Genomic DNA, 23,997 nt, shown 5'->3' with positions numbered 1-23,997 from the left:
ACTAGGCCTGTGCCGGCGCGGCAGGCTGATCGCGCCCCTGCGCGCGGTCGAGCATGCGCATCACCGGCGTCACGCTGACGCCATGGAGCAGGATCGAGATCAGCACGACCAGCGCCAGCGTCCCCCAGAGCAGCTGCGACTCCTCGAATGCGCCGTGGTTGATGCCGTAAGCGAGATAATAGACCGAGCCGATCCCGCGTATCCCGAAAAAGGCGATGGCGAAGCGCTCCAGCGGCGGCCGTTTCAATCCCGCCAGGCTGATCCAGCCGACCAGCGGGCGGACGACGAACAAGGCGATCAGCGCGAAAGCCACCTCGCGCCAGCCGAGCCCCCAAAGGAGCCCGCCGCCAACCAGCATGCCTCCGAAAAGGACCAGCATCGCCATCATCAGCAGCCGTTCCACCTCGTCTGCGAAGTCGTGCATCCGCTCGTTATAGTCATGCTCGCGAGCCGCCCGGCGGAGCATGAGACCGGCGACGAACACCGCAAGGAAGCCATAGCCGTGCAGCATCTCGGTGACGGCGTAGGTGACGAGCGTGGCGCCGAGCGCAACGAAGCCGTCGCCCGTCCGGGAGAGCTCGGTCCCGCGCGGCATCTGGTAGACGATCCAGCCGAACAGCCAGCCTAGCGCAGCCCCAACGAGCAGGCCCATGGTCAGGCGGATCAGGACGGCGTCGAGCAGCCACTCTCCCCACGTGGCGGCGGTGAAGCCGGCGAGGCTGGCCCCGATCGCCAGATGGATGAAAGGGAAAGCCAGCGAGTCGTTGAGGCCCGCCTCCGACGTCAGTGCGAACCGCGCCTCGTCGTCCTGAGGACTCTTGGGGCTCTCGATCTGGACGTCCGAGGCGAGCACCGGGTCGGTCGGCGCGAGCGCCGCTGCAAGCAGCAGGGCGGCGGCTGCGCCGAGCCCGAGCAGCGCATGTCCCGCCAGAGCGAAGGCGGCGATGCTGACCGGCATTGCGATGCCGAGCAGCCGCCAGGTCGGCGCCCAGCTCTTCCAGCCGAGCGGCCGCTTGAGCTTCAGCCCGGCGCCCATCAGCGAGATGATCACGATCAGCTCGGCCGCGCGCTCGATCAGCAGCGGCATGTCGATCGGATGGGGCGCATTGTTTGAGAAAGGCGTCCAGGAGAAGATCGCCATGCCTGCGAGCACACAGAGGATCGGCAGCGAGAGCGGCGCTTTCTTCAGCACCAGAGGTAGCCAAGCGACGAGCAGGACCAGAGCGCCCAGAGCGAGCAGGATCGGGATGTAGAAGGAGACGACCTCCGAAGCGGCGTCTGCGCTCAATGCGCGGCGCCCCAATTGGGGCCGTGACCAATCTCGACGCCGAGGGGGACGCTGAGCGTCATCGCCGGCTCCGCCGCGCCCTCCATGACGCGGCGGACGACGGCCGCGGCGCGCTCCACGTCGGCTTCGGGCACCTCGAAGACGAGCTCGTCATGGACCTGCATGAGCATGCGGGTTGTGCCGAGACCTTCCGCCTCCAACGTCGACCCCATTCGGAACATCGCCCGCTTGATGATGTCGGCAGCGGTGCCTTGGATCGGCGCGTTGATGGCAGCGCGCTCGGCACCCTGCCGCTCGTGCTGCACCTTCGACTTGATGCGGGGGAAGTGGGTCTTGCGGCCGAACAGGGTGGTGGTGAACTCGGTCTCCCGGGCCTTGGTGAGCGTCTCGCCGATATAGGTGCGAATGCCGGGGAAGCGGTCGAAATAACGGTCGATGATTGCCTGCGCCTCGTCGGCGGTGACGCCAAGCCGCCCCGCCAAGCCCCAGCGCGAGATGCCGTAGAGAATGGCGAAGTTGATCGTCTTGGCCGAGGCGCGGGTATCGCGGTTGGCCTCGCCGAACAGTTCGACCGCCGTCATATTGTGGATGTCGGCGCCGGCCGCAAATGCCTCGCGGAGCTGCGGCACATCGCAGATATGGGCGGCGAGCCGGAGCTCGATCTGACTGTAGTCCGCCGACATGATCACGTAGCCGTCCTCGGCGATGAAGGCGTCGCGAATGCGGCGGCCGATCTCGGTGCGGATCGGGATGTTCATCAGGTTCGGATCGGTCGAAGCCAGCCGTCCCGTCTGCGCGCCGGACAGGCTGTAGCTGGTGTGGACCCGCCCGGTGTCCTTGTTGATCTGCTCCTGCAGCGCGTCGGTATAGGTGCTCTTCAGCTTGGTGAGCTGGCGCCACTCCAAGACCATGCGGGCGATCGGCACGCCTTCGCGCTCCAGCCGTTCAAGCTCGTTCTGGTCTGTCGACCAGGTCCCGGACTTGCCCTTGCGGCCGCCGGTCAGCCCCATCTTGTTGAACAGCACGTCGCCCAATTGCTGGGGCGAGCCGATGGTGAACTTGCACCCGGCCTCGCCGCAGACGCGCTCTTCCAGCTCAGCGATCTGGACGTTGAACTCCGCGGACAAGGAGCGGAGCACTTCGCGGTCGACCTTGACGCCATCGCGCTCCATGCGGCCGATCACCGCCACCATCGGCCGGTCGACCAGCTCGTAGACGCGAGTCACGCGTTCGAGCGGCATGCGCGTCTTGAACCGCATCCACAGGCGCAGCGCAACGTCGGCGTCCTCGGCGGCATATTCTGTCGCCCTGTCCACCGGCACCTTATCGAAGGTGATCTGCTTCTGGCCGGTGCCGCACAGATCCTTGTAGGGGATGCAGACGTGGTCGAGATGCTTCTTGGCGAGATCGTCGAGTGAATGGCTGTTGAGCCCGCCGGCATCGAGGTTGAAGCTCATCACGAGCGTGTCGTCATAGGGCGCGATGCAGATGCCGCGGCGGTTGAACACCACCCAGTCGAACTTGAGATTGTGGCCAATCTTGAGGATCCCTGGATCCTCGAGCAGCGGCTTCAGGCGCTCCAGGACGAGGGTCGTGGAGAGCTGCTCCGGCCGCTCGGCGAACATGTCGTCGCCGCCATGTTCGAGCGGGATGTAGCAGGCCTTGTTGCAGTCGACGGCGAGACTGATGCCGACCAGCTTGGCTGTCACGCAGTCGCGGCCGTTGGTTTCAGTGTCGATGGCGACCAGGCCGCGCTTCGCGATCGCGTCGATCCAGCTCTCCAGCGCCGCCTCGGTAGTGACGGTCTCGTAAAGCGACCGGTCGATCTTCGGCTCCGGCCGCACCTCCGCCTGGGTCGGCACCGCGGACGGTTCGGCCGCCGGCGTCCGCGCCGCAGACGTGCCGTTGAGACGCGCCAGCAGAGACTTGAAGCCATGATGCTCGAGGAACTCGCGAAGCGGTCCATCCGGAATGTGCTTCATCTCCAGCGCGTCGAGCGGCTCCGGCAGCGGCGCGTCGCAGACCAGCCGCACCAGCTCGCGCGACAGCCGCGCGGCGTCGGCATGCTCGGTCAAATTTTGCTTGAGCTTGGGCTTCGAGATCTCGTCAACATGGGCGAGGACGCCCTCGACATCGCCATATTGCTGGATGAGCTGGGTAGCGGTCTTGGGACCGACGCCCGGTACGCCGGGTACGTTGTCGACGCTGTCGCCCATCAGCGCGAGGACCTCGCCGACCTTCTCCGGCGGCACCCCGAACTTCTCGATCACCTGCTCGCGGCCGATACGGCGGTCGTTCATCGTGTCGAGCATGTCGACCTTGCCGTCTTCGATCAGCTGCATCAGATCCTTGTCGGAGCTGACGATGGTGACCTTCCAGCCGGCGGCGGTGGCGACCTTGACGTAACAGGCGATGATGTCGTCCGCCTCCAGCCCATTCTCCTCGATGCAGGGGATCGAGAAAGCGCGGGTGGCGTCGCGGATCAGCGGGAATTGCGGCACCAGATCGGCGGGCGGCGGCGGCCGGTTGGCCTTGTAGTCGCCGTACATCTCGTTGCGATGCGTGCTCTCCGACGCATCGAGGATGACGGCAAGGTGGGTCGGGCCGTCGGAGCGGCCGAGATCCTCGGCCAGCTTCCACAGCATCGTCGTATAGCCATAGACGGCGCCGACATTGAGCCCGTGCCGGTTGGTGAGCGGCGGCAGCCGGTGATAGGCGCGGAAAATGTAGCTCGATCCGTCGACGAGATAGAGATGCGGGGAGGCCATGGCCGCGGGTCTAGCCGAGTCGTCCGCGCCATGGGAGAGGGCAATGGCGTCAGCTTCGGTTCAAGCGGCGCCCGTTAGGACCCGCCCCATGAAATCATTGGCTCTTTTCGCAGGCGCGCTGTCGCTGGCCCTTCTCGGTACCGTTGCGACGGGTGGGACGGCGGCCCCGACGCAGGCGGCCGCTCCCGCTTTCGCTCCGAAGCGCTTCTCCGTCGTGGTGAAGGGCAGCGGTCCCGACGTCATACTGATCCCCGGCCTCACGGCCTCGCGCGACGTGTGGAGCGGCACGGTCGCGGCCGTGCCGGGCTATCGCTACCATCTCGTCCAGGTCGCCGGCTTTGCGGGTGAGCCTACGCGGGGCAATGCCAACGGCAACGTGGTGGCGCCGGTCGCCGAGGAGATCGCCCAATATATCCGCGCCAAGGGGCTGAAGCGGCCCGCCATCGTCGGCCATTCGATGGGCGGCACCGTCGCCTTGATGGTGGCGGCGCGGCATCCGACTTTGGTCGGCAAGGCGATGGTAGTCGACATGTTGCCGCAGCCCGCGGGCTTCGTCGGCTCCTCGGCGGCGGGCGTGCGCGGCCTTGCCGATGCGCTGAAGGGCCTGACCGCCACACCCGGCGGCCGACGTCTTGTGGAATCCGCAATCGAGATGTTCGGCGGCACCCAGCCGACCGACCGCCGCAGCGATTCCGACGTGGTCGCCCGCGCCACGCACGAGCTCGCCCTCACCGATCTCACGTCCGAGCTCCCCAGGATCCAGGCGCCGCTCACAGTCGTCTATGCCGCGCCCGACCCTGAAACGGCGGGAGCAGTGAGCAGCCGCTATGCGACGGGCTACCGGGGCAAGCGCGACGCCAAGCTGGTTCGCGTGGACGGCAGCGGTCACATGATCATGCACGACGAGCCGGCACGGTTCAGGGCGGCGCTGAAGACGTTCCTTGCCCGCTAGGGCGTCAGCACCGTGTCGACCGCCTTCGCCAACTTCTTGGGATAGTCCGTGGTGTAGTGAAGGCCGCGGCTTTCCTTTCGCCGCAGCGCGGAGCGGACGATGAGGTCGGCGCTCTGGAGGAGGTTCCTGAGCTCGACAAGGTCCGGCGTCACTCGGAACTGGCCGTAATAATCCTCCACCTCCTCGGCCAGCACCTTGATCCGGCGCTGGGCGCGCTCGAGGCGCTTGGTGGTGCGGACGATGCCGACATAATTCCACATGAAGCGGCGGATCTCGGTCCAGTTCTGCTTGATGACCACCTCCTCGTCCGAGTCGGTGACGCGGCTTTCGTCCCAGGCGCGGATCGGCGGCGGGGGAGGGAGGTCGTCCCAGCAGGCGGTGATGTGGTTGGCCGCGGCTTCGCCGAAGACGAAGCATTCGAGCAGAGAGTTAGAGGCGAGGCGATTGGCGCCGTGGAGGCCGGAGTCGCTGACCTCGCCGACAGCATAGAGACCGGGGAGGTCGGTGCGGCCGTCGAGGTCGATCACCACGCCGCCGCAGGTATAATGCTGGGCGGGGACGACGGGGATCGGGTCCTTGGTGATGTCGATGCCGAGCGCCAACAGCTTCGTGTGGATGTTCGGGAAGTGCGACGTCACGAACTCGGCCGGCCGATGGCTTATGTCGAGATGGACGTAATCGAGGCCGAGCCGCTTGATCTCATGATCGATCGCACGCGCGACCACGTCGCGCGGCGCCAGCTCCGCCCGCTCGTCGAAATCCGGCATGAAGCGGTGGCCGGTTTCGGGGATCTTGAGCTGCCCGCCCTCGCCGCGCACCGCCTCCGTGATCAGAAAGTTCTTGACCTCGAAATTGTAGAGGCAGGTCGGGTGGAACTGCATGAACTCCATGTTCGAGATGCGGCAGCCCGCGCGCCAGGCCATGGCGATGCCGTCGCCGGTCGCGCCGCGCGGCGCGGTCGAGAAGAGATAGACGCGGCCGGCCCCGCCGGTGGCGAGGATCGTCGCGCGGGCGGTGAAGGTCTCGACCCGTGCGCGCCTGCGGTTGAGGGCATAGACGCCCCAGACATGGCCGTCGCCGGAGTATCTTTCGCCGTGGCGGCTGGTGACTAGGTCAATTGCGACCATGTCAGGCACGACGGTGATGTTGGGGTGGGCCGCGGCGGCCTTTTCGAGCGCCTGCTGTACCGCCCAACCGGTGGCGTCGTCGACATGGACGATACGGCGGTGGCTGTGCCCGCCCTCGCGCGTCAGATGCCAGCCGTCGCTGCCTTCGGCGACGTTGAAGGGAACCCCAAGCTCGGCCAGCCGCGCGATCGCGGCGGGGGCGTGGCCGACGACGAACTCGACGGTGGCGCGGTTGTTGAGGCCAGCGCCGGCGACCATCGTGTCCTCGACATGGCTCTCGAACGTGTCGCCAGGCTCCAGCACCGCGGCGATCCCCCCCTGCGCCCAACCGGTCGCGCCTTCGCCCTTGGCGAGCACCGCCACCTTGAAGCGCGCCGCCAAGTTGAGCGCCGCCGTCAGACCGGCCGCCCCGGCGCCGACGATGACGACGTCGAAGGCGCGTTCAGGCACTGGCGTTGGACGCGCGGGTGAGGTTCAGGAACACGTCCTCCAAGTCGGCCTCGCGCGTGGAGACGTCGACGATGCCGAGGCCGTCCTTCTGGAGCGCCGCTAGGACGTCGCCGGCATTCACCCGATCCTTGCGGTAGGTGATGGCAAGGGTGCGCTCGCCCTTCAGCTCGATCTTGTCGAAGCAGGGCGCGTCCGGCGCGGCGGTGAGATCGCGATCCACCGTCACCTCGACCGCCTTTTCCTGCGCCATGCCGACCAGCGTCCGCGTCGCCTCATTGGCGATCAGGCGGCCGTGGTTGATGATGGCGATGCGGTCGCACAGCTCCTCCGCCTCTTCCAAATAGTGGGTGGTGAGGACCACCGTCACCCCTTCGGCATTGAGCTGACGCACATAGGCCCAGAGCTGCTGGCGAAGCTCGATGTCCACGCCCGCGGTCGGCTCGTCGAGCACCAGGATGGGCGGCGAGTGGACCATCGCCTTGGCGACCAGCAACCGCCGCTTCATGCCCCCGGAAAGAGTCCGCGAGTAAGCGTTCGCCTTGTCTTCCAGATGGACAGCGCGCAGCAGCTCCATCGTCCGCCGTTGCGCCGGGGGAACGCCGTAAAGGCCCGCTTGCAGCTCGAGCGTCTCGGCCGGCGTGAAGAACGGATCAAACAGGATCTCTTGGGGCACGATTCCGATCGACGCCTTGGCGTTGCGCGGGTGCTTGTCGATGTCGAAGCCCCAGATTTCGGCCGCCCCGTTGGTCTTGTTCACCAGGCCCGCCAGGATGTTGATCATCGTCGACTTGCCGGCGCCGTTGGGCCCCAGCAGCCCGAAGATCTGCCCGCGCGGCACGTCGAGGCTGACCCCGTCCAGCGCGCGCTTGCCGCCGGCATAGGTTTTCTGGAGTTCGCGGATGAGGATGGCGGCTTCGGACATTGGCGTCTCGCATAGCGGCTCCCCCGGACGCCGCAAAGCGGCCGCGGCCCGGCAGGGCGAATCAATTCTTTACCCTTGCCGCTAAGCGGTGGTTGAGGATCGCGGGCTAGGCGGCGCTCATGGTCGGGCACGAACTGCACCTCGTAACGCGCTCGCGCCGGGCCCTGTGGCTTTCGGCGATCGGCGCTGCGTTCATCGCGCTGATCGCCTCCGGGGGGGCGCCGCTCGTCTAGTTGTCTGCGGCACGGCACGTTGCTAAGCGCTGCGCACGATGAAAGCCGACGATCCCTTTGTTCCCGAGATCAGCTACGTGACGACGCCGCGCGTCGCCTGCGACGGCGCGGCCGACATCAGCCCCGCGCTCGGCCATCCCCGCGTCTATCTGCAGATCGACGAGAAGGGCTTCGTCGAGTGCGGCTATTGCGACAAGCGCTTCATCCTGAAGGGCGGTCCCGCCGATGGGGGGCAGTCGGAGGCGTAGCTCACCACCGGCCGTCCGCCTGGCGCTCGCCGAGATGCTCGGCGATCCGGCGGAGCGTCGCCGGCGAGACCGTTTCCGGAAGGCGCTCGAGCGGGAAGAAGCGGGCCTCCACGACTTCCACACCGTCCGCGACCGGAATGCCGTCCGCCTTGGCCCTGAAGAGGTGAACGGTGTCGCGTTTCCCCTCGGCGGCGTTGCGGTGGACGGACACCAGCGCCAGCTCGCGGACGCCGACACCCACTTCCTCCCTGATCTCGCGTTTCGCGGCCGCCTCCGGCGTTTCCCGCCAGCCGACGCCGCCGCCGGGCAACAGGAACAATCGCTGATTGCCGTAGCTGTGGCGGATCAGCAGCAATTCCTCGCTATCGTTGAACAGCATCACCTTCACGCCGCGCGTGCGGATGCGGAGCCAGCCCAGGAGAAGGCGGCGGAGGCGGAATCCGAGCTGGATCAGGGCGCGCATGTGCCAGCCGATAGGGGGTCGGGGCTGGTGCGGACAATCCATGTGCCTATATCGGCACTATGAACATGCTCTCCGATCCCCGCCGCTTCCTCTATCGCCCCGACGGGCTCGATCCCGATGCGGCGCTACGCCTCACCGCCGAGGCGCTGAAGAGCTGCGACGATGGCGAGCTGTTCCTTCAATATACCGCGTCCGAGGCGTTCGGCTTCGACGACGGGCGGCTGAAGACGGCGGATTTCAACACCCAGGCAGGGTTCGGCCTGCGCGGCGTCTCGGGCGAGACCACCGCCTTCGCCCATGCCAACGAGCTCAGCGAAGCCGCCATCCGCCGCGCGGCCGAGACGATGACCGTGCTCGACCCGGCCAAGGACGCGAAGCCGGCGCCGCCGCGCCGCACGAACGCGACCCTCTACACCGACTCCGATCCGCTGAGCGCTATCCCCTTCGCCAGGAAGGTCGCGCTCTGCCAGCAGATCGACGCCGCCGCCCGGGCGCGCGATCCGCGCGTCGTGCAGGTTTCGGTGTCGCTTGCCGGCAGCTGGAGCGTGGTCGAGATCGTGCGCCCCGACGGCTTCGTCGCCCATGACGTCAGGCCGCTGGTCCGCCTCAACGTCCAGATCGTGGTCGAGCAGAACGGCCGCCGCGAGACCGGCTATCACGGCCTCGGCGGCCGCCGCCTCTACGACAGCCTGTTCGAGCCGGAGAGCTGGAACCGCGCGATCGACATGGCGCTCGCCCAGGCCTTGGTGAACCTGGATGCGGTCGCCGCGCCCGCTGGCGAGATGACAGTCGTGTGCGGCCCCGGCTGGCCAGGCGTGCTGCTCCACGAGGCGATCGGCCACGGCCTCGAGGGCGACTTCAACCGCAAGGGCACCTCGGCCTTCTCCGGCCGCATCGGCGAGCGCGTCGCCGCGCCCGGTGTCACCGTGGTCGACGACGGCTCGATCGGCGAGCGGCGCGGCTCGCTATCGATCGATGACGAGGGGACGCCGACCGGCTGCACGACCCTGATCGAGGACGGCATCCTCAAGGGCTACATACACGACCGCCTCAACGCCCGGCTGATGGGCGTCGCCCCGACTGGCAACGGCCGCCGCGAGAGCTTCGCCCACGCGCCGATGCCGCGCATGACCAACACCTTCATGCTCGGCGGCAAGGATGATCCAGGCGAGATCCTGGCCCGCGCAAAGAACGGCATCTACGCCAAGAGCTTCGGCGGGGGGCAGGTGGACATCACCAGCGGCAAGTTCGTCTTCTCCTGCACCGAAGCCTACAAGATCGAGAACGGCCGCCTCGGCGCCCCGATCAAGGGCGCGACCCTGATCGGCGACGGCCCCACCGTCCTCACCCGCGTCGCCGCGATCGGCAACGACATGGCGCTGGACGAAGGCATCGGCATCTGCGGCAAGGGCGGCCAGTCCGTCCCGGCGGGTGTCGGCCAGCCGACGCTGCTGATCGAAGGCCTCACCGTCGGCGGCACCGCCGCCTGATGGCGGAGCCCTGGGTCGGCGAGATCCTAGACTTCTGGTTCGGGCTGAAGCCGGAGCAATGGTGGAAGGCCGACCCGGAGCTGGACGAAGGCTGCCGCGAGCGCTTCGTCGAGCTCTGGGAGGCACAGAGGCAAAGGCAGGTCGCCGACTTCCTCGGCTCGCCCGAGGAGACCCTGGCGGCAATCATCCTGTTCGACCAGCTCCCCCGCAACATGTTCCGCGGTCATGCCGACCAGTTCGCGACCGATCACATGGCGCTGGCGATCGCCAAGTCCGCGATCGATCGCGGCTATGACGACGCCTTCGAGCAGCCGCGGCGCGGCTTCCTCTACATGCCATTCCAGCACAGCGAGGATCTCGACGACCAGCAGCGCTCGGTCGCGCTCTTCACCGCGCTCGGGGACGATTATCAGCTCGGCTTCGCGAAGAAGCACCATGACGTCATCGAGCGCTTCGCCCGCTTCCCGCACCGCAATGCGATCCTCGGCCGCACGCCCCGCCCCGACGAAGTCGCGGCCGGCGATGTGGTCCCCTGGTGATGGCGCTGGTCGAGCTCCGGCGCTGCTACACCAGCATCGAAGCGGACGTGATGCGCTCGGTCCTCGCGGCCGAGGGGATCGACAGCTACGTCTTCGACACCCAGATGAACTTTGGCGGCCTGGACGGCGCCATTCCTGTCCGTCTGATGGTCGACGAGGACGAGCTCGACAAGGCCCGGATCATCCTGGCCGAGGATCAGCGCTGAAGGTAGGCGGCGATCGGCCTCAGGTCGTAGCCGGCCGAAGCGGCCTTGCGCATCAGCTCCTCCGCCGCATCGCCCTCCTGCGATCTGGCCAGCGCCCATAGGAAAGTCGAGCGCGTTCCGGAGCGGCAGAAGGCGAGCATCGGCCCGTCGGCGGCGTGGATCGCTTCACCCATTGCCCGGATCTGATCGGCCGAGAAGCCCGAGGAGACAGGCACGAAGCGATAATTCAGCCCCGCCGCACGGGCCGCCGCCTCGATTTCGGCGGCGTCCGGTTGCCCGGGCTCCTCGCCGTCGGGCCGGTTGTTGACGATCATCGTCACGCCAGCGGCCTTGATCGCCGGCAGATCGTCGGGATCGATCTGCCCTGCCACCCATGTCTGCTCGTCGAGCCGTCTCACGCTGCGAACCCTTGCAGCACTTCGATGAAGGCATCGCCGTATCGCTCCAGCTTGGCTTCGCCGACGCCGGAGATGCGGCTGAGCGCCGCGCGGCTGGTGGGCTTCAGCTCCGCCATCTCGCGCAGGGTGCTGTCGTGGAAGATGACATAGGGCGGCACGCCCGCCTCCTTGGAAAGATCGCGGCGGCGGGCGCGCAGCGCCTCGAATAAGGGATCTTCGGGACTGGTGAAGCGCTCCTTGCGCGCCCGGCGCTGGCGCTTCGGCGGCAGGACCAGCTCGAGCCGGTCCTCGCCCTTCAGCAGTGCGCGGGCCGCAGGCCCGAAGGAGAGGCCGCCAAATTCGTCCGCACGCAGCGCATCGCGCGCGAGCAGCGCGCGGGCGACCGGCTTCACCAGCGCCATGTCCTCATCGGTTGCGATGCCGAACACCGACAGGCGATGATGGCCGAAATTGTGGATCTTGTCGGTCTCCTTGCCCGCCAGGACATCGGACAAATGGCCGATCCCGAACCGCATCTCGGTGCGGAACGCGGCCGAGAGCAGCTTCCTCGCCACCTCGGTCGCGTCGACCGCGCTCGGCGGCGCCAGGCAATTGTCGCAATTGCCGCAACGCTCGGGCGGCTGCTCCCCGAAATGGCTGAGCAGAATCGCGCGGCGGCAGCCCGCCGTCTCCACGAGCGAGGCCAGCGCGTTGAGACGCTGCCGCTCGCCGGCACGGCGGTCGTCGGGCACTTCCGTCTCGATCCGGCGTCGGGCACGCGAGAAATCCTCGGCGCCCCAGAGGAGATGCGCCTCGGCGGGGTCGCCGTCGCGTCCGGCGCGGCCGGTCTCCTGATAATAAGCTTCGATCGATTTGGGCAGACCGGCATGGGCGACGAAGCGCACGTCCGGCTTGTCAATGCCCATGCCGAAGGCGATGGTCGCGACCATCACCATGTCTTCCGAGGCAACGAACGCCGCCTGGTTGCGCGCTCGCACCCGTGGCTCCAGCCCGGCATGATAAGGCAGCACTTGACGTCCGGCGCCGCCGAGTTGCTCAGCGAGGCGTTCGGTCGCGTCGCGGCTGGTGGCATAGACGATGCCCGGGCCGGGCTGCTCGGCCAGCAGCGCCTTGAGTTGCGCTGAAATCCCGTCGCGCGGGCGAATATGGTATCGGATGTTCGGCCGGTCGAAGCCGGCGAGGATGAGGCCGTCCTCGGGGATGCCGAGCTGGACGAGGATGTCGGCCCGAGTCTGGTGATCCGCAGTGGCAGTTAGCGCCAGGCGAGGCACGTTCGGGAAGCGATCGAGCAAGGGCCGCAGCAGCCGGTAGTCGGGGCGGAAATCGTGTCCCCATTCGCTGACGCAATGGGCTTCGTCGATCGCGATCAGGGAAAGCGGCAGGCGCGCGAGCAGGTTCTGGAAGCCTTCGCCAGACGCGCGCTCCGGCGCGACGTAGAGCAGATCGAGGTCACCGCGCCGCAGCCGCGCCACCGTCTCCTCGCGATTGTCGTCCGCGGAGGTGAGCGCCGCCGCACGGATGCCGAAGCCCTCGGCCGAGCGGATCTGATCATGCATCAGCGCGATCAGCGGCGAGATGACGAGGGCTGTGCCTTCCCGTGCCAGCGCCGGCACCTGATAACAAAGCGACTTGCCCGCGCCCGTCGGCATCACCGCAAGCGTGTGCTCACCGGCCATCACGCGATAGACGACCTCTCGCTGCACGCCGCGAAAGTCATGGAAGCCGAACGTCTCACGGAGAATCAGGAGCGGGTCAGTCACCGCGCTTCCGTAATCATGCCGGAGAGCCGCCGCGAGTCGCATCCTCACCGGTTAACGTGAACATAAGAAGAACACAATCCTCTCCTCCTGGTGCCACTGTGCCGCCGCAATCTTCGGTAATTTCGGCGATAAAGGAGCGGGCGACGATGTTCGAGCGGAGACCGGTGCGAGCTGCCGTCCTGGTCTTGCTGTTTGCCTCGGGAGCCGCGGCGGTGGCCCAGCTCAGTCGCGGCGCGGCCGAATATGTGGTGAGCGGCAACGGCATCGTTCCCGTCAATGTCGGCGGCGTTCCGGGCCGCGCCCGGATCGATCCGGCGGCCTTCGCCATGCCGCTACTCAACACGGGTTACGCCAATCGTGCTCGTCTCAAGCCTGGGCCGTTCGCGTTCGTCAATCTCGTCGGGCCACAGGAGGTGCGCGGGGTCACTGCGGTGGCGCGGATCGGCGTCGATAATGCGCCGCCGTTGAAACGGCGGGTTGGGTGGACCGAGCGTCCCTTCTTCGAGGGCGCCGACGCGACTCTTGGCCCGGGCGCCCTGCGCCAACCGGTGATCCGATTCGTGCTGCGGCCGTCGCTGCCGGGAGAGCGGACGGTGGCGTTGCCTTTGGTCGACGAGGGCGGAATGCTCGGCGGCTGGGGAGGTCTTTATGCGATGATCCAGGTCGGCGGCCAGCCGCTGCGCGTCCGCTTCAATCCCTATCATCCGCACACGCTCGCCACGGCGGGCGCGGGCGTGCGGATCGCGGCTTCCCATGACGGCCGGATCGGCGGCGAGACGCGCTCCCTGCCGATCGCCTACGGCATTCGCCGCCCGGTCCGCGCCTTGCAGCTCGAAAGGCCGCTTCAGGTCGGGCCGCTTTCGATCACGGCACTCGACGTCCGCACCGCCGACTTCGGCAATGCCGGCACGATCCGAGAGCAGGGCGGCGATCCCGACGAAATCGTCGTCACCGGCCGGCGGAAGCGCAACATCAGCCGCGACCGGCTCTGGCTGGGAGCGGATCAGCTCCAGCGTTGCTCTTCGATCGTGTTCGACAAGAAGGCGCGTCGGATCAGGCTGACCTGCGCCTGAGACTTTACTCAGCCGCTTCGGCCGCTTCCTCACGCTCGGTCTGCTGGCGCGTCCACATTTCGGCGTAGAGACCCCCCTTGCGCAGCAGCTGGGCGTGGGTGCCGCGTTCGGCGACGCGTCCCTGGTCGAGCACGACGATCTGGTCTGCATCCACGACCGTCGAGAGGCGGTGGGCGATGACGATGCTGGTCCGCCCCCGCTCCGCCGATTTCAGCGTCTCCTGGATTGCCGCCTCGGTGCGGCTGTCGAGGGCGCTGGTCGCCTCGTCGAGGATCAGGATCGGCGGATCCTTCAAGAGAGTGCGGGCGATGGCGACGCGCTGCTTCTCACCACCCGAAAGCTTGAGGCCGCGTTCGCCGACCTCGGCGTCATAGCCATTGGGTAGGCTCATGATGAAGTCGTGGATGGCGGCGCCCCTGGCGGCGCCTTCGATCTCGCCCTGGCTCGCGCCTTCGCGGCCGTAGCCGATATTGTAGCCGATCGTGTCGTTGAACAGGACGGTGTCCTGCGGGACGATGCCGAGCGCGGCCCTCAGGCTATGTTGGGTGACCGCGCAAATGTCTTGCCCGTCGATGGTGATGCGGCCGGAGGTCGGCTCGTAGAAGCGGAAGAGGAGGCGCGAGAGGGTCGACTTGCCGGCGCCGGAGGGGCCGACGATCGCCGTCATCGTCCCCGACCGCACTTCGAGGTCGATGCCCTTCAGGATCTCCCGCTCGGCCTCGTAGCCGAAATGCACGTCCTCCAGCCGGACATGGCCTGCCGTCACGCGCAGGTCCGGAGCGCCGGGGCGGTCCCGCACCTCGGCGGGCGTGTCGATCACGCCGAACATCTGCTCCATGTCGATCAGGCCCTGGCGGATGTTGCGGTAGACGAAGCCGAGCATGTCGAGCGGCCGGAAGAGCTGGGCGAGTAATGTGTTGACCAGCACCACGTCGCCGGCGGTGAAATCGCCGCGGCTCCAGCCCCAGACGGTGTAGGCCATGGCCCCCGCCATCATCAAATTGGTGATCAGCGACTGGCCGATGTTGAGCCAGGCCAGCGACGTCTCGTTCTTGATCGCGCTTTCCTGGTAGCGGTGCAGCGCCTCGCCGTAGCGGCGCGCCTCGCGCTCCTCGGCGGTGAAATATTTGACGGTCTCGTAGTTGAGCAGCGAGTCTACGGCCCGCGCGATGGTCTGGTTGTCGACCTCGTTCATCTCGCGCCGGAGCTTGGCGCGCCAGTCCGTGATGGTGCGGGTGAACCAGATGTAGACGACCACCATCACCAGCGTCGCGACCACCAGCCCCGGTCCGAACTTGACGCCGAAGATGATGCAGATCGCGGCCAGTTCGATGATCGTCGGCGCGATGTTGAACAGCAGGAAATAGAGCATCGTATCGATGCTCTTGGTGCCGCGCTCGACGATCTTGGTGAGGGAGCCGGTGCGCCGCTCGAGGTGGAAGCGGAGCGACAGCGCATGGACGTGGCGGAAGACATTCTCCGCCAGCCGCCGCGTCGCATCCTGTCCGACCCGCTCGAAGATCGCGTTGCGCAGATTGTCGAACAGCACGCCGGCAAAGCGCGCGGCCGCATAAGCGACGACCAGCGCGATGGCGAGCGCGACGGCAGCCTCCAGCCCTGCCGCCATGCGGTCGATCACCGCCTTGTAGGCGAACGGCATGACCAAAGTCGCGCCCTTGGCGACGAGCACCAGCAGCAAGGCGATGACGACTCGCGCCTTCAGCGCCTTTTCGCCGGCTGGCCACAGATAGGGCAGGAAGCGGCGCATCGCCGCCCAGCCCGGCTCAGGCTGGTCTGTCGTGTCCGTCGCAGGGGAAACCATCTTGGTCTAGATAATGATGCGACAGGCCTGAACCAAGTTAAGGCGACTCAGCGGGGAACGCGTTAACCTTTCAGGGGTTTAGCCTTCCAGTAGTGGAGTAGGGCGAATGGGGCCGGCATTTTACGTTCTTGCGATCCTGGGCTGCGGCGAAGGCGAGACCGCGTGCCAGCAGATCACCACCGCCGGCTCCTCCTATGAAAGCGTCGATGCCTGCAACCAAGCCAGCGAAGGCGCGCTGATGAACCATGTCGACGCCGCTTTCCCGGTGGTCGTCGCCCAGTGCCAGCGTGCCGACACCCAGGCTGCCGGCAAGGTCTGGGCCGACGAAGTCGAGCGGCCCGGCCCGGAAGACGTGCAGGGCAAGCCGCGCATCCAGCGCGCCCGCTACCTCGATCCGCGCCGCCTGCGCAGCTAGGCAATTTCAAAAATATTGGTGCAACTGCGCCTTGCCGGCGCGCCCCGCCGCGTGCGCGCGTGGGGCTCGATGCATCGGCTCTTATATCGACCAACCGCTGGTCTCGGATTGCCGGAACCGCCGTGGCGCAAGGCTGTTCTCTCTCGTGAGCCCCTTGGCGGGCAAGCGAAATTCCGGAGACCCCTGATGAGCAAGAACCAGCACAATATGGACCGCAGCGAGCGCTCGGAGAACCAGAACAACCAGATGTCCGACGATCCCCGCGACGGCAGCCGCAACTCCGACACGATCGGCCAGGCGAGCGCGCCTAACGCGATGGAGCTGAAGAAGCCGAGTCAGGACGCGCAGAACAAGGCGACGATCGAGGAATTCGGCCGCGAAGGCGCCGGCATCGCGGCCAAGGAGTGAATGAGATGAGCGACACCGAAACCCTCGAAATGGTTCACGAGGACCAGCTCCCCGGCCACGAAAGCGAACTCGAGCCGAAGCCGGAATGGCAGCCGCGCTATCCCGGCTCGGATCGGCTGAAAGGAAGGGTCGCCCTGATCACCGGCGCCGACAGCGGTATCGGCCGCGCGGTGGCGGCGCTTTATGCACGCGAGGGTGCCGACGTCGCGATCCTATACCTGTGCGAGCATGACGATGCCGCCAAGACCAAGGAGATCGTCGAGAAGGAGGGCCGCAAGGCGATCACCATCGCCGGCGACGTCGGCGACAAGGATTTCTGCGAGCGTGCCGTTGCGGAGACGGTGGAGAAGCTCGGAAAGCTCGACATCCTCGTCAACAATGCCGCCGAGCAGCATCCCGACAAGGATATCCGGGACATCACCGAGGAGCAGCTGAAGCGGACCTTCCAGACCAACATCTTCGGCTATTTCTTCATGGTTCAGGCCGCGCGCCAGCACCTCAAGAAAGGGGCGGCGATCATCAACTGCACATCGGTGACGATGTACAAGGGTGCGCCGATCCTGCTCGATTATGCCGCGACCAAGGGGGCGATCACGGCCTTCACCCGTTCGCTTTCGGAGAGCCTGGTCGAGGAGGGCATCCGCGTGAATGCGGTGGCGCCGGGTCCGATCTGGACGCCGCTCAACCCGTTCGGCGGCCAACCGCCGGAAAAGTTGAAGGACTTCGGCAAAGATGTGCCGATGGGGCGGCCCGGTCAGCCTAATGAGGTGGCGCCGAGCTTCCTCTTCCTCGCCTGCGAGGATTCGAGCTACATGTCGGGCCAGGTGCTGCATCCCAATGGTGGGACGATCGTCAACGGCTAGACTCGCTGCACGCGCGGAAGCTGCTATGCTGCGCCCTCCGATGATCAGGGGGCGCAGATGATCCGCAGCATTTTGGGCATTGTTGCCGGCATCGTCGTCGCGGTCCTGACGGTCATGGCCGTGCAGGCGCTGGGCCACGCGCTCTACCCGTATCCGGCCGACATCGACCTCAATGATCCGGAGCAGATCGCCCGCGTCTTCCCTACCATTCCCCTTGCGGCCAAGCTGTTCGTCGTCGCCGCCTGGTTTGGCGGCGGGCTCGCTGGGGCTGCGGTCGCCAAAGCCATCGCGGGACGTGACTGGGCCGCCTGGACCATCGCCGTGCTGATCGCGATAGGCGCGCTGACCAACATCTTCGTCATCCCGCACCCGGTCTGGATGCAGGTCTCCGCCATCGTAGCGCCCCTTCTCGGCGGCCTGGTTGCGAACCACCTCGTTCGCCGCCGGGACCGCGCCGCGCCAGACGCACCGGAGGCGCGCGATGCAGCGCTATAGGGATTTCGCGGAGTTCTGGCCCTTCTACCTGCGCGAGCATTCGCGACCGCGCACCCGCGCCTTCCACTATGCCGGCACGAGCCTAGTCGTGGTCATCGCCCTGGCGGCGCTCGTCACCGGCAATTGGTGGCTGCTGCTGGCGATGCCGATAGCAGGCTATGCCTTCGCCTGGGCGAGTCACGCGATGATCGAACGCAATCGTCCGGCAACCTTCACTTACCCTCTCTGGTCGCTCGGCGCCGATTTCAGGATGTGGTGGCTGTGGCTGACCGGCGGGATCGACAAAGAGCTCGCCGCTGCGGGCGTCCGCTTCGAGAAGAACGCTGAACGCTCCCATGGCGACTGAGCCGCTCGCCTTCGCCGGCGATGAGACGGGCATGGACCGGCTGCTCATGAAGCTGCGCGCCCGCGATCTCGTCGGCCCCGACGAGGAGCGGGTGCTGCGATCCTCGGTCAGCGAGGTGAAGACGATCCCCGCGGCCAAGACGATCGTGAGGGCCGGCGTCACGCTGAGCAACTCCACCTTACTGATCGAGGGCGTCATCGCTCGCTATAAGGATCTCGCCGACGGGCAGCGCCAGATCATGGAGCTGCACGTCCCCGGCGATTTCCTCGACCTGCACGGGTTCCTGCTGAAGCGGCTCGAGCATAATGTCGGTTCGCTAACCGCGGTCAGGGTGGCGCTCGTGCCGCACGAAGCGCTGCGAAAGATCACGGAAGATTATCCGCATCTCGCCCGCATGCTGTGGTTCTCCACCTTGCTCGATGCCGCCATTCACCGCGAGCACATCCTGTCGGTAGGCCGGCGCACGGCTGTGGCGCGCATCGCCCACCTCATCTGCGAGCTGCACGTGCGGCTCGAGCTGGTCGGCCTCTCGAAGGACAGGCGGTTCGCCCTCCCGCTCACCCAGGTCGACCTCGCCGACGCGACCGGTCTCACCTCAGTCCACGTCAACCGCATGCTGAAGCGCCTTCGGGACGAGGAGCTGGTCACCTTCCGCGGCGGCGAGGTCCTTATCCAGGATTGGGAGCGGCTTCAGCGCATCGCCGAATTCACCCCGGAATATCTCTACCTCGAGCGGCGGCCGCGCTAGAGATCTTTGATCTCAAACCCTTCGGCCGCGGCCATGCGCTCGGCGACGACTGCACGGTGGCAGTGGCCCACATCCGCCTCGAAGCAGAGCAGGGCGCTCGGCCGCTCCAGTGCCGCCAACTTGGCCTTCTCCATGGCAAGCTCCGCCTCCGGCGTCCCCAACTGATCCTCGAAGATGGCGTGCATCTCCGCGATCCGACCCTTACGAGCAGCCTCGCGACCCGCCTTGGGCGTGCCGAGCGGCCGCAGGTGCAGATAGTCGATGCCGCGCTCCCTGAGTGCGCCTGCCAAGGCGGTTTTAGAGAAACCGGGGCGGCGCGAGGCGGCGACGGCCCGAACGTCGATCAGCAGCTTCACACCGGACGCATCAAGCTGGTCGAGCAGCTCCTCGACCGTCTTGCCTTCATAGCCGATTGTGAACAGCGTCCGCTTCATCGTCGGCGGCCGTATCATCTTCGGCCGGCCGATGCATCGGCAGCGACCAGCGGATCTGCTGGCGCAGGCGCTCTTCCAGATCCTCTAGGCCGGCCTGCCGCGCTTCGGCGCGCTTCACCAGCAGGCGCGCGAGCACCTGTTCCCGATTGATCGGGCGCCAGCGCAGCTTGCGGCTGTCGGTGAGAGCTTTGGCGAGGCGGAAGGACAGGCTCGACATCAGGCATGGCGTTAAGCCCGCTGCGGTTGCCGAACCGTTAAGCCTTTCGGCTCAATCGAAGATTTCCTCCAGGAACGACTTCTTCCGCTTACGGTAGGGCTGATCGTAGCCCGAACCGTAGCCGCCGCCGAAGCCAGGACGCGGTGCGTGGCCGCCATGGGGCGGGTCGGAGGCGCGGGGCGGCGCACCGGCCCCGGCACTGCGCTCGATGATCTTGTCGAGCTCGCCCCGGTCCAGCCACACGCCCCTGCAGGTCGGGCAATAATCGATCTCGATATTCTGCCGCTCGCTCATCACCAGCGGCGTCTTGTCGACGGGGCACAGCATCTGTTCGGCCATTCGGGGCTCCTTCGGACTCGGGGGACCCTTCTCAGTTAGGGTCCAATGGTCGGAGGCGAAAGGGGACATGCCGGCGACTGGCAATTGGGGGTGCACGATCCCCGGCAACTAGATCAAGCTTCGGAAGGGGTAATTTCGTCCGGAAACGGACGCAGCGGACAATCTGGCGAATTTTACCACCAACTGTTGGTAGAAAATCCCGGGAATTCTGTGTCCTTGTTCAGCCGTAGCTCAGCTCTCGCCACGAGAACGGCAGTTTTGTGCGCTTTTCACCACTTGGCACGCTCTCTGCAAAACCTCTGGCATGCCGCGAAATGGTTCGACGGCAAGTTCAGGGAAGACCAAAATGACCTTCAATCTCGCCAATGCCCAGCAGCTCCTCGCCTCGATCGTCGGTGCGGTCCTCGCCTCCACGATCTTCGTTTCCGCCGCCGTCGGCCCGGTCTCTCAGTTCATCTGAGGGGCCGGCCCTCTCTTCAGGAGTTAAAGGGATGAACGACCGTTTCCTTCTCGACAAGAGCAACGCCAGGCTGATGGGCGTCTGCTCGGGCTTCGCCAACTGGAGCGGCATCGATCCGCTGATCGTCCGCCTCGGCGTCGTGGCGACCAGCCTCTTTCTCGCCCCGGTGATGATCCTGCTCTATCTCGTTACCGGCTTCATCGCTCCCCAGCGCTGAGAGAAGGCGATGCGCCGGAGCCTCTATCGCATCTGCATGATGCGGCTGCAGATGCTGCTCGCTGCGCCCCCGGGCAAGCCGCCCTCCAGGCGCTAGGCGGGACCGCCGCGCTCCGCATCGACAAGGTTTGCCGGTCCGAAGCCGAGCGGGATCAGCTCGGAAATCTTCAGCACCCTCACCTCCGTGCCGTCGCCATTGGCAGCGATCACTTCGACATCGACGCCGGCAAGATGCGCCGCCTCCAGGATGGATTGGCGGCAGCCGCCGCACGGCGTGACCAATCCGGCGCCCGCCAGCGCGCCATCGCCGACATGCCCTCCTGCGACTGCAATCCGTGCGACCTTGTCCAGGCCGAATGCCTGGCGGGCTGCGGTGAGCGCAGAAATCTCCGCGCAGATGCCGAGCCGGTAGCAGGCATTCTCCATGTTTGCGCCGACGACGATCTCGCCGTCGGCGGATTCGACCGCACAGCCCACGCTGTAGCCTGAATACGGCGCGTATGCCTTGAGCGCGGCCTCGCGCGCTCGCTCGACGAGGGGATGGGACTGGCTGGTCATCGCGGCGGCGCTAAACCGCCTGCCCGGTGGCGGCAAGCCGCCGTGTCAGATCGGGAGGAACAGTCCGAGGATCGCCACCGCGAGCGCGATACAGGCGATGATCAGCGCAGCCCGTGCGACCATGTCGGATCGTCCGTTGCCGGGAGCCTCCGTCATGACGTCACCCGGCTCCGCGCACTGAGGATGCACGGATCGCGCCGGCGCGACCCACTTCGGCGGGCTCGCCGCGCGAATAGGTGCCGGTGAGCAAGCCTGCCGCAAGGACGTGCCCCGCCATGGCGCGGACCAGCGCCGAGCGCCGCGGATTGGCTCCCGGGTTGGGCGCGCCGGCGAGCGCGAAGAGCTGGAAGGCATAATGATGGTCGCCATGGCCCGTCGGCGGGTCGGGCGGCAACCAGCCTTCGAGAAAATAGCTGTTCCGGCCGACGTCGGAGCCGTTCAGTTCGACCTCGCCGTCAGCGCGAATGGCGCCCTCCGCAAGGCGTTGCTCATCCGCGCCGATCCCCCAGACGATCGCGTGGACCAGTGGAGCGGGCGTCGGCGCATCGGGATCCTCCACGATCAGCGCGAGGCTCTCGGTGCCGTCCGGGAGCTTGCCCCAGACGAGCGGCGGCGAGACGCCCTCGCCGTCGGCGGTGAAGCGCGGCGGCAGGCGCGCGCCGTCCGCAAAGGCCGGGCTAGACAGCTCGATGGACGTGAAGCCCGCCCCCAGCTCGATCTGCGCGATGCACAATTTGTCCGCGCCGGCGCGCAGTCCGCGCATCGCCTGCCCGAGCCATTGGGGGACATGTTCCAGCATCGGCGCCGCTCCTCAGGCCCAGAACGCGCCGACCTTGCTCCCGTTGCGGAGCCGAAGCAATTCCGCTCTTGCGAGTGACAGTATAACATTGCATTCTACGTGGGAGAGGAGAAGTCCATGCGTATCATGATGTTGGCTGCACCTTTGTCGCTCGCTCTCTTCGGGTGCGGGGAAAGGACGCCCGATCCACGCGGCGTCGGCCCGGACGAGGTGCTGTTGCAGGTGGCGGCGAGCGGGCGAGCCGATACGCGGCCGGACGAGGCGCGCTTCACCGCCGGCGTGCAGACGATCGCCGCCAGCGCTGCCGCGGCGAGCAACTCCAACAACCAGAAGATGAACCAGGTGACGGCCGCGCTCGAGCAACTCGGCATCAAGCCGGACGACCTCCAGACCCGGCAGATCGGCATGTCCCGGATCGACTACGGACCGGAGCGGGGCCGCTTCCAGGCAAACAACATGATCGAGGTGCGGGTCCGCGACATGGCCAAGGCGGGCGAGGCGATTGCCGCGGCGACTGGAGCGGGCGCGAACGTCCTGTCAGGACCCAACCTCGCCATTTCCGATCCGGAGGCGGCGAACCGATCGGCCTATCCGCAGGCCTACAAGGCCGCCCGGGCGCGGGCGGAGACCTATGCCGAGGCGGCGGGACTGAAGGTCGCCCGGGTGCTGGTCATCCGTGACTCCGGCGATGGACCGCCGGGCTATTACGAGCCGCCGCCGATCGTGCGCGTCGAGGCGGCGGCGCAGACGGTTGCGCCCCCGGTGCGGGCTGGAATGACGACGAGCGAGGTGCGGGTGCGGGCCGACTTCGCGCTGGCGCCGAAATAGCTCAGCTCAGTCGCACTTGCGCACTTCGCGATATTCGCCCGACTTGGTCAGCTCCTTGACGGTCGAGCAGGGGCCGTCGCTGATATCCTCGCGCCACGAACCGTCGGCGGCGGTTATGCGCTTGCCGCGGGGCACGCGCTTGCCGTTGACGATCTCGTAGGGGAAATTGTCGGGTGTCTTCGCAGCAGCCTGCTTGGCGCCCTGCGGCTGGGCTTCGGCCGGCGTAAAGGCACCGAACGCGCCGAAAGCGAGCGCCACACCCAGCGCGGCACCCGCCACTATGGTCAGATGGAGCGGTCTCATCGCCTTGTTCCTCACACGCGGAATATAGGGATTCAACGCCCGAACCGCCAGTGTGGGCTCGGAACGGCTCAGGAGCCGTTCTCGAAGGCAAAAGAAAAGGCGCGGAAGAGAGGTCCCTTCCGCGCCTTTGTCTTCGATCCGCTGAGCGTCAGGCCTGGGCCGGAAGCGCTCCGCGAGCCTGCGCGACGATGCCCTTGAAGGCATCGCCCTCGTGCATCGCAATGTCGGCAAGGACCTTCCGGTCGAGATCGACGCCGGCGAGCTTCAGGCCGTGCATGAACTGGCCGTAGGTCAGCCCCTCGGCGCGAACCGCGGCGTTGATGCGCTGGATCCACAGGGCGCGGAAGCTCCGCTTCTTCACCTTGCGGTCGCGATAGGCGTATTGCCCGGCCTTTTCGACGGCCTGACGGGCGATACGGATCGTATTCTTGCGACGGCCGTAATAGCCCTTCGCCTGATCCAGCAATCTCTTATGACGGGTCTTGGTGGTCGTCCCGCGTTTCACACGTGCCATGTCAGTATCTCCTTACTTCAGGCCGTAGGGCGCCCACAGCTTCACGCGGGCCGTGTCGGCCTCGGCGAGCACGGTGGTGCCGCGGTTCTGGCGGATATACTTGGCATTGTGGCTGATCAGGCGGTGCCGCTTGCCGGCGACGCCGTGCTTGATCTTGCCGGTCGCGGTGAGCTTGAAGCGCTTCTTCACACCGCTCTTGGTCTTGAGCTTGGGCATTTTCGTCTCCTTGCCGCTTCGAGCGGACGTTTAGGAACAGCCACGGCAGCCCTCGTGAGCCGGGCGGTTCAGTTCTTCCAAAGCTGGAAAGCGGGTGCC

30 protein-coding genes are annotated in these 23,997 nt (G+C 66.7%); 14 read left to right on the top strand and 16 right to left on the bottom strand.

The window, feature by feature from the left end; translation table 11 throughout:
* Position 1: 1 nt before the first annotated feature.
* Together AC5JBD_RS02725 and polA are read right to left on the bottom strand one after the other, a co-directional pair.
* Complete coding sequence (locus AC5JBD_RS02725; protein WP_495720226.1) at positions 2-1,288, bottom strand: cation:proton antiporter; 1,287 nt, start codon at positions 1,286-1,288, stop codon at positions 2-4.
* Positions 1,285-4,056 (bottom strand): DNA polymerase I, encoded by a 2,772-nt coding sequence (polA, locus tag AC5JBD_RS02720; protein ID WP_495720225.1) that lies wholly within the window; start codon positions 4,054-4,056, stop codon positions 1,285-1,287. The genes AC5JBD_RS02725 and polA overlap by 4 nt, the downstream gene beginning before the upstream one ends.
* An 88-nt stretch (positions 4,057-4,144) precedes the next feature.
* On the opposite strand from polA, the gene AC5JBD_RS02715 reads away from it, so the two are divergent.
* Entirely contained in the window at positions 4,145-5,008 is an 864-nt protein-coding gene (locus AC5JBD_RS02715) for an alpha/beta fold hydrolase (protein WP_495720224.1), read from the top strand.
* Here the strand turns inward: AC5JBD_RS02715 and nadB are convergent.
* Complete coding sequence (gene nadB / locus AC5JBD_RS02710) at positions 5,005-6,585, bottom strand: L-aspartate oxidase (RefSeq protein ID WP_495720223.1); 1,581 nt, start codon at positions 6,583-6,585, stop codon at positions 5,005-5,007. The two genes, AC5JBD_RS02715 and nadB, sit on opposite strands and share 4 nt — an antisense overlap.
* Positions 6,578-7,507, bottom strand: a complete 930-nt coding sequence (locus AC5JBD_RS02705; protein ID WP_495720222.1) for an ABC transporter ATP-binding protein — start codon at positions 7,505-7,507, stop codon at positions 6,578-6,580. Before AC5JBD_RS02705 ends, nadB begins: the two co-directional genes overlap by 8 nt.
* A gap of 271 nt (positions 7,508-7,778) precedes the next feature.
* Here AC5JBD_RS02705 and AC5JBD_RS02700 point away from each other — a divergent pair, with 271 nt between their 5' ends.
* Positions 7,779-7,988, top strand: a complete 210-nt coding sequence (locus AC5JBD_RS02700; RefSeq protein WP_495720221.1) for a zinc-finger domain-containing protein — start codon at positions 7,779-7,781, stop codon at positions 7,986-7,988.
* Between the two features lies 1 nt (position 7,989).
* Here AC5JBD_RS02700 and AC5JBD_RS02695 read toward each other — a convergent pair whose 3' ends face one another.
* On the bottom strand, positions 7,990-8,451 hold the full coding sequence (locus AC5JBD_RS02695) for an NUDIX domain-containing protein (RefSeq protein ID WP_495720220.1): 462 nt from the start codon (positions 8,449-8,451) through the stop codon (positions 7,990-7,992).
* Positions 8,452-8,510: 59 nt separating this feature from the next.
* Here AC5JBD_RS02695 and tldD point away from each other — a divergent pair, with 59 nt between their 5' ends.
* The 3 genes from tldD to AC5JBD_RS02680 are packed head-to-tail and all read left to right on the top strand — an operon-like array spanning position 8,511 to position 10,686.
* A complete protein-coding gene (tldD, locus tag AC5JBD_RS02690; protein WP_495720219.1) occupies positions 8,511-9,941 on the top strand; it encodes a metalloprotease TldD in 1,431 nt (476 codons plus the stop codon).
* The gene (locus tag AC5JBD_RS02685; RefSeq protein WP_495720218.1) at positions 9,941-10,480 is read left to right on the top strand and encodes a DUF924 family protein; all 540 of its coding nucleotides are present in this window, start codon (positions 9,941-9,943) and stop codon (positions 10,478-10,480) included. The genes tldD and AC5JBD_RS02685 overlap by 1 nt, the downstream gene beginning before the upstream one ends.
* Complete coding sequence (locus tag AC5JBD_RS02680) at positions 10,480-10,686, top strand: putative signal transducing protein (RefSeq protein WP_495720217.1); 207 nt, start codon at positions 10,480-10,482, stop codon at positions 10,684-10,686. The genes AC5JBD_RS02685 and AC5JBD_RS02680 overlap by 1 nt, the downstream gene beginning before the upstream one ends.
* Here the strand turns inward: AC5JBD_RS02680 and AC5JBD_RS02675 are convergent.
* Entirely contained in the window at positions 10,677-11,084 is a 408-nt protein-coding gene (locus AC5JBD_RS02675) for a protein tyrosine phosphatase family protein (RefSeq protein WP_495720216.1), read from the bottom strand. The two genes, AC5JBD_RS02680 and AC5JBD_RS02675, sit on opposite strands and share 10 nt — an antisense overlap.
* Positions 11,081-12,844 carry a DNA helicase RecQ gene (recQ, locus tag AC5JBD_RS02670; RefSeq protein WP_495720215.1) on the bottom strand — a complete coding sequence of 588 codons (1,764 nt, stop codon included), beginning with the start codon at positions 12,842-12,844 and terminating at the stop codon, positions 11,081-11,083. Before recQ ends, AC5JBD_RS02675 begins: the two co-directional genes overlap by 4 nt.
* Positions 12,845-12,990: 146 nt before the next feature.
* Here recQ and AC5JBD_RS02665 point away from each other — a divergent pair, with 146 nt between their 5' ends.
* Positions 12,991-13,917, top strand: a complete 927-nt coding sequence (locus tag AC5JBD_RS02665; protein WP_495720214.1) for a hypothetical protein — start codon at positions 12,991-12,993, stop codon at positions 13,915-13,917.
* Between the two features lie 4 nt (positions 13,918-13,921).
* Here AC5JBD_RS02665 and AC5JBD_RS02660 read toward each other — a convergent pair whose 3' ends face one another.
* Complete coding sequence (locus AC5JBD_RS02660; RefSeq protein ID WP_495720213.1) at positions 13,922-15,739, bottom strand: ABCB family ABC transporter ATP-binding protein/permease; 1,818 nt, start codon at positions 15,737-15,739, stop codon at positions 13,922-13,924.
* A 106-nt stretch (positions 15,740-15,845) separates the two neighbouring features.
* Between AC5JBD_RS02660 and AC5JBD_RS02655 the strand changes: the two genes are divergently transcribed.
* The 6 genes from AC5JBD_RS02655 to AC5JBD_RS02630 all read left to right on the top strand — a co-directional run bounded on the left by AC5JBD_RS02655 (position 15,846) and on the right by AC5JBD_RS02630 (position 19,014).
* Positions 15,846-16,154, top strand: coding sequence for a hypothetical protein (locus tag AC5JBD_RS02655; protein ID WP_495720212.1), 309 nt, complete (start codon positions 15,846-15,848; stop codon positions 16,152-16,154).
* A gap of 186 nt (positions 16,155-16,340) precedes the next feature.
* Positions 16,341-16,562: a hypothetical protein gene (locus AC5JBD_RS02650; protein WP_495720211.1), complete on the top strand. Its 222-nt coding sequence runs from the start codon at positions 16,341-16,343 to the stop codon at positions 16,560-16,562.
* A 5-nt stretch (positions 16,563-16,567) separates the two neighbouring features.
* Complete coding sequence (locus AC5JBD_RS02645; RefSeq protein ID WP_495720210.1) at positions 16,568-17,425, top strand: SDR family oxidoreductase; 858 nt, start codon at positions 16,568-16,570, stop codon at positions 17,423-17,425.
* A gap of 57 nt (positions 17,426-17,482) precedes the next feature.
* Positions 17,483-17,920 carry a hypothetical protein gene (locus tag AC5JBD_RS02640; RefSeq protein ID WP_495720209.1) on the top strand — a complete coding sequence of 146 codons (438 nt, stop codon included), beginning with the start codon at positions 17,483-17,485 and terminating at the stop codon, positions 17,918-17,920.
* The gene (locus tag AC5JBD_RS02635) at positions 17,907-18,266 is read left to right on the top strand and encodes an Mpo1-like protein (protein ID WP_495720208.1); all 360 of its coding nucleotides are present in this window, start codon (positions 17,907-17,909) and stop codon (positions 18,264-18,266) included. Before AC5JBD_RS02640 ends, AC5JBD_RS02635 begins: the two co-directional genes overlap by 14 nt.
* Positions 18,256-19,014: a Crp/Fnr family transcriptional regulator gene (locus AC5JBD_RS02630; RefSeq protein ID WP_495720207.1), complete on the top strand. Its 759-nt coding sequence runs from the start codon at positions 18,256-18,258 to the stop codon at positions 19,012-19,014. Before AC5JBD_RS02635 ends, AC5JBD_RS02630 begins: the two co-directional genes overlap by 11 nt.
* Here the strand turns inward: AC5JBD_RS02630 and AC5JBD_RS02625 are convergent.
* From AC5JBD_RS02625 to AC5JBD_RS02615, 3 genes are read right to left on the bottom strand one after another with little or no spacing between them, the layout of a single operon-like run.
* Positions 19,011-19,448: a DUF488 domain-containing protein gene (locus tag AC5JBD_RS02625; protein ID WP_495720206.1), complete on the bottom strand. Its 438-nt coding sequence runs from the start codon at positions 19,446-19,448 to the stop codon at positions 19,011-19,013. The genes AC5JBD_RS02630 and AC5JBD_RS02625 overlap by 4 nt on opposite strands.
* Positions 19,417-19,665, bottom strand: coding sequence for a hypothetical protein (locus AC5JBD_RS02620; protein ID WP_495720205.1), 249 nt, complete (start codon positions 19,663-19,665; stop codon positions 19,417-19,419). Before AC5JBD_RS02620 ends, AC5JBD_RS02625 begins: the two co-directional genes overlap by 32 nt.
* A gap of 51 nt (positions 19,666-19,716) precedes the next feature.
* Positions 19,717-20,004, bottom strand: a complete 288-nt coding sequence (locus AC5JBD_RS02615; RefSeq protein WP_495720204.1) for a TFIIB-type zinc ribbon-containing protein — start codon at positions 20,002-20,004, stop codon at positions 19,717-19,719.
* 491 nt (positions 20,005-20,495) lie between these two features.
* On the opposite strand from AC5JBD_RS02615, the gene AC5JBD_RS02610 reads away from it, so the two are divergent.
* Positions 20,496-20,681 carry a PspC domain-containing protein gene (locus AC5JBD_RS02610; protein ID WP_495720203.1) on the top strand — a complete coding sequence of 62 codons (186 nt, stop codon included), beginning with the start codon at positions 20,496-20,498 and terminating at the stop codon, positions 20,679-20,681.
* A gap of 92 nt (positions 20,682-20,773) precedes the next feature.
* Here the strand turns inward: AC5JBD_RS02610 and AC5JBD_RS02605 are convergent, their stop codons facing one another.
* Both AC5JBD_RS02605 and AC5JBD_RS02600 read right to left on the bottom strand, forming a co-directional pair.
* Positions 20,774-21,238: a cytidine deaminase gene (locus tag AC5JBD_RS02605; RefSeq protein ID WP_495720202.1), complete on the bottom strand. Its 465-nt coding sequence runs from the start codon at positions 21,236-21,238 to the stop codon at positions 20,774-20,776.
* Positions 21,239-21,398: 160 nt separating this feature from the next.
* Entirely contained in the window at positions 21,399-22,037 is a 639-nt protein-coding gene (locus tag AC5JBD_RS02600) for a YbhB/YbcL family Raf kinase inhibitor-like protein (RefSeq protein WP_495720201.1), read from the bottom strand.
* Positions 22,038-22,154: 117 nt separating this feature from the next.
* Between AC5JBD_RS02600 and AC5JBD_RS02595 the strand changes: the two genes are divergently transcribed.
* Positions 22,155-22,865 (top strand): SIMPL domain-containing protein, encoded by a 711-nt coding sequence (locus AC5JBD_RS02595; protein WP_495720200.1) that lies wholly within the window; start codon positions 22,155-22,157, stop codon positions 22,863-22,865.
* Between the two features lie 6 nt (positions 22,866-22,871).
* Here AC5JBD_RS02595 and AC5JBD_RS02590 read toward each other — a convergent pair whose 3' ends face one another.
* The 3 genes from AC5JBD_RS02590 to rpmI all read right to left on the bottom strand — a co-directional run bounded on the left by AC5JBD_RS02590 (position 22,872) and on the right by rpmI (position 23,898).
* Positions 22,872-23,168 carry a hypothetical protein gene (locus AC5JBD_RS02590; RefSeq protein WP_495720199.1) on the bottom strand — a complete coding sequence of 99 codons (297 nt, stop codon included), beginning with the start codon at positions 23,166-23,168 and terminating at the stop codon, positions 22,872-22,874.
* 148 nt (positions 23,169-23,316) lie between these two features.
* Positions 23,317-23,682: a 50S ribosomal protein L20 gene (rplT, locus tag AC5JBD_RS02585; RefSeq protein WP_495720198.1), complete on the bottom strand. Its 366-nt coding sequence runs from the start codon at positions 23,680-23,682 to the stop codon at positions 23,317-23,319.
* 12 nt (positions 23,683-23,694) lie between these two features.
* Positions 23,695-23,898, bottom strand: a complete 204-nt coding sequence (gene rpmI, locus AC5JBD_RS02580) for a 50S ribosomal protein L35 (protein ID WP_295372802.1) — start codon at positions 23,896-23,898, stop codon at positions 23,695-23,697.
* Between the last annotated feature and the right edge of the window lie 99 nt (positions 23,899-23,997).

The organism is Allosphingosinicella sp., assembly GCF_059502505.1.
The sequence above is the reverse complement of the archived record's forward strand: the minus strand, read 5'-3'. Positions and strand labels throughout refer to the sequence as shown.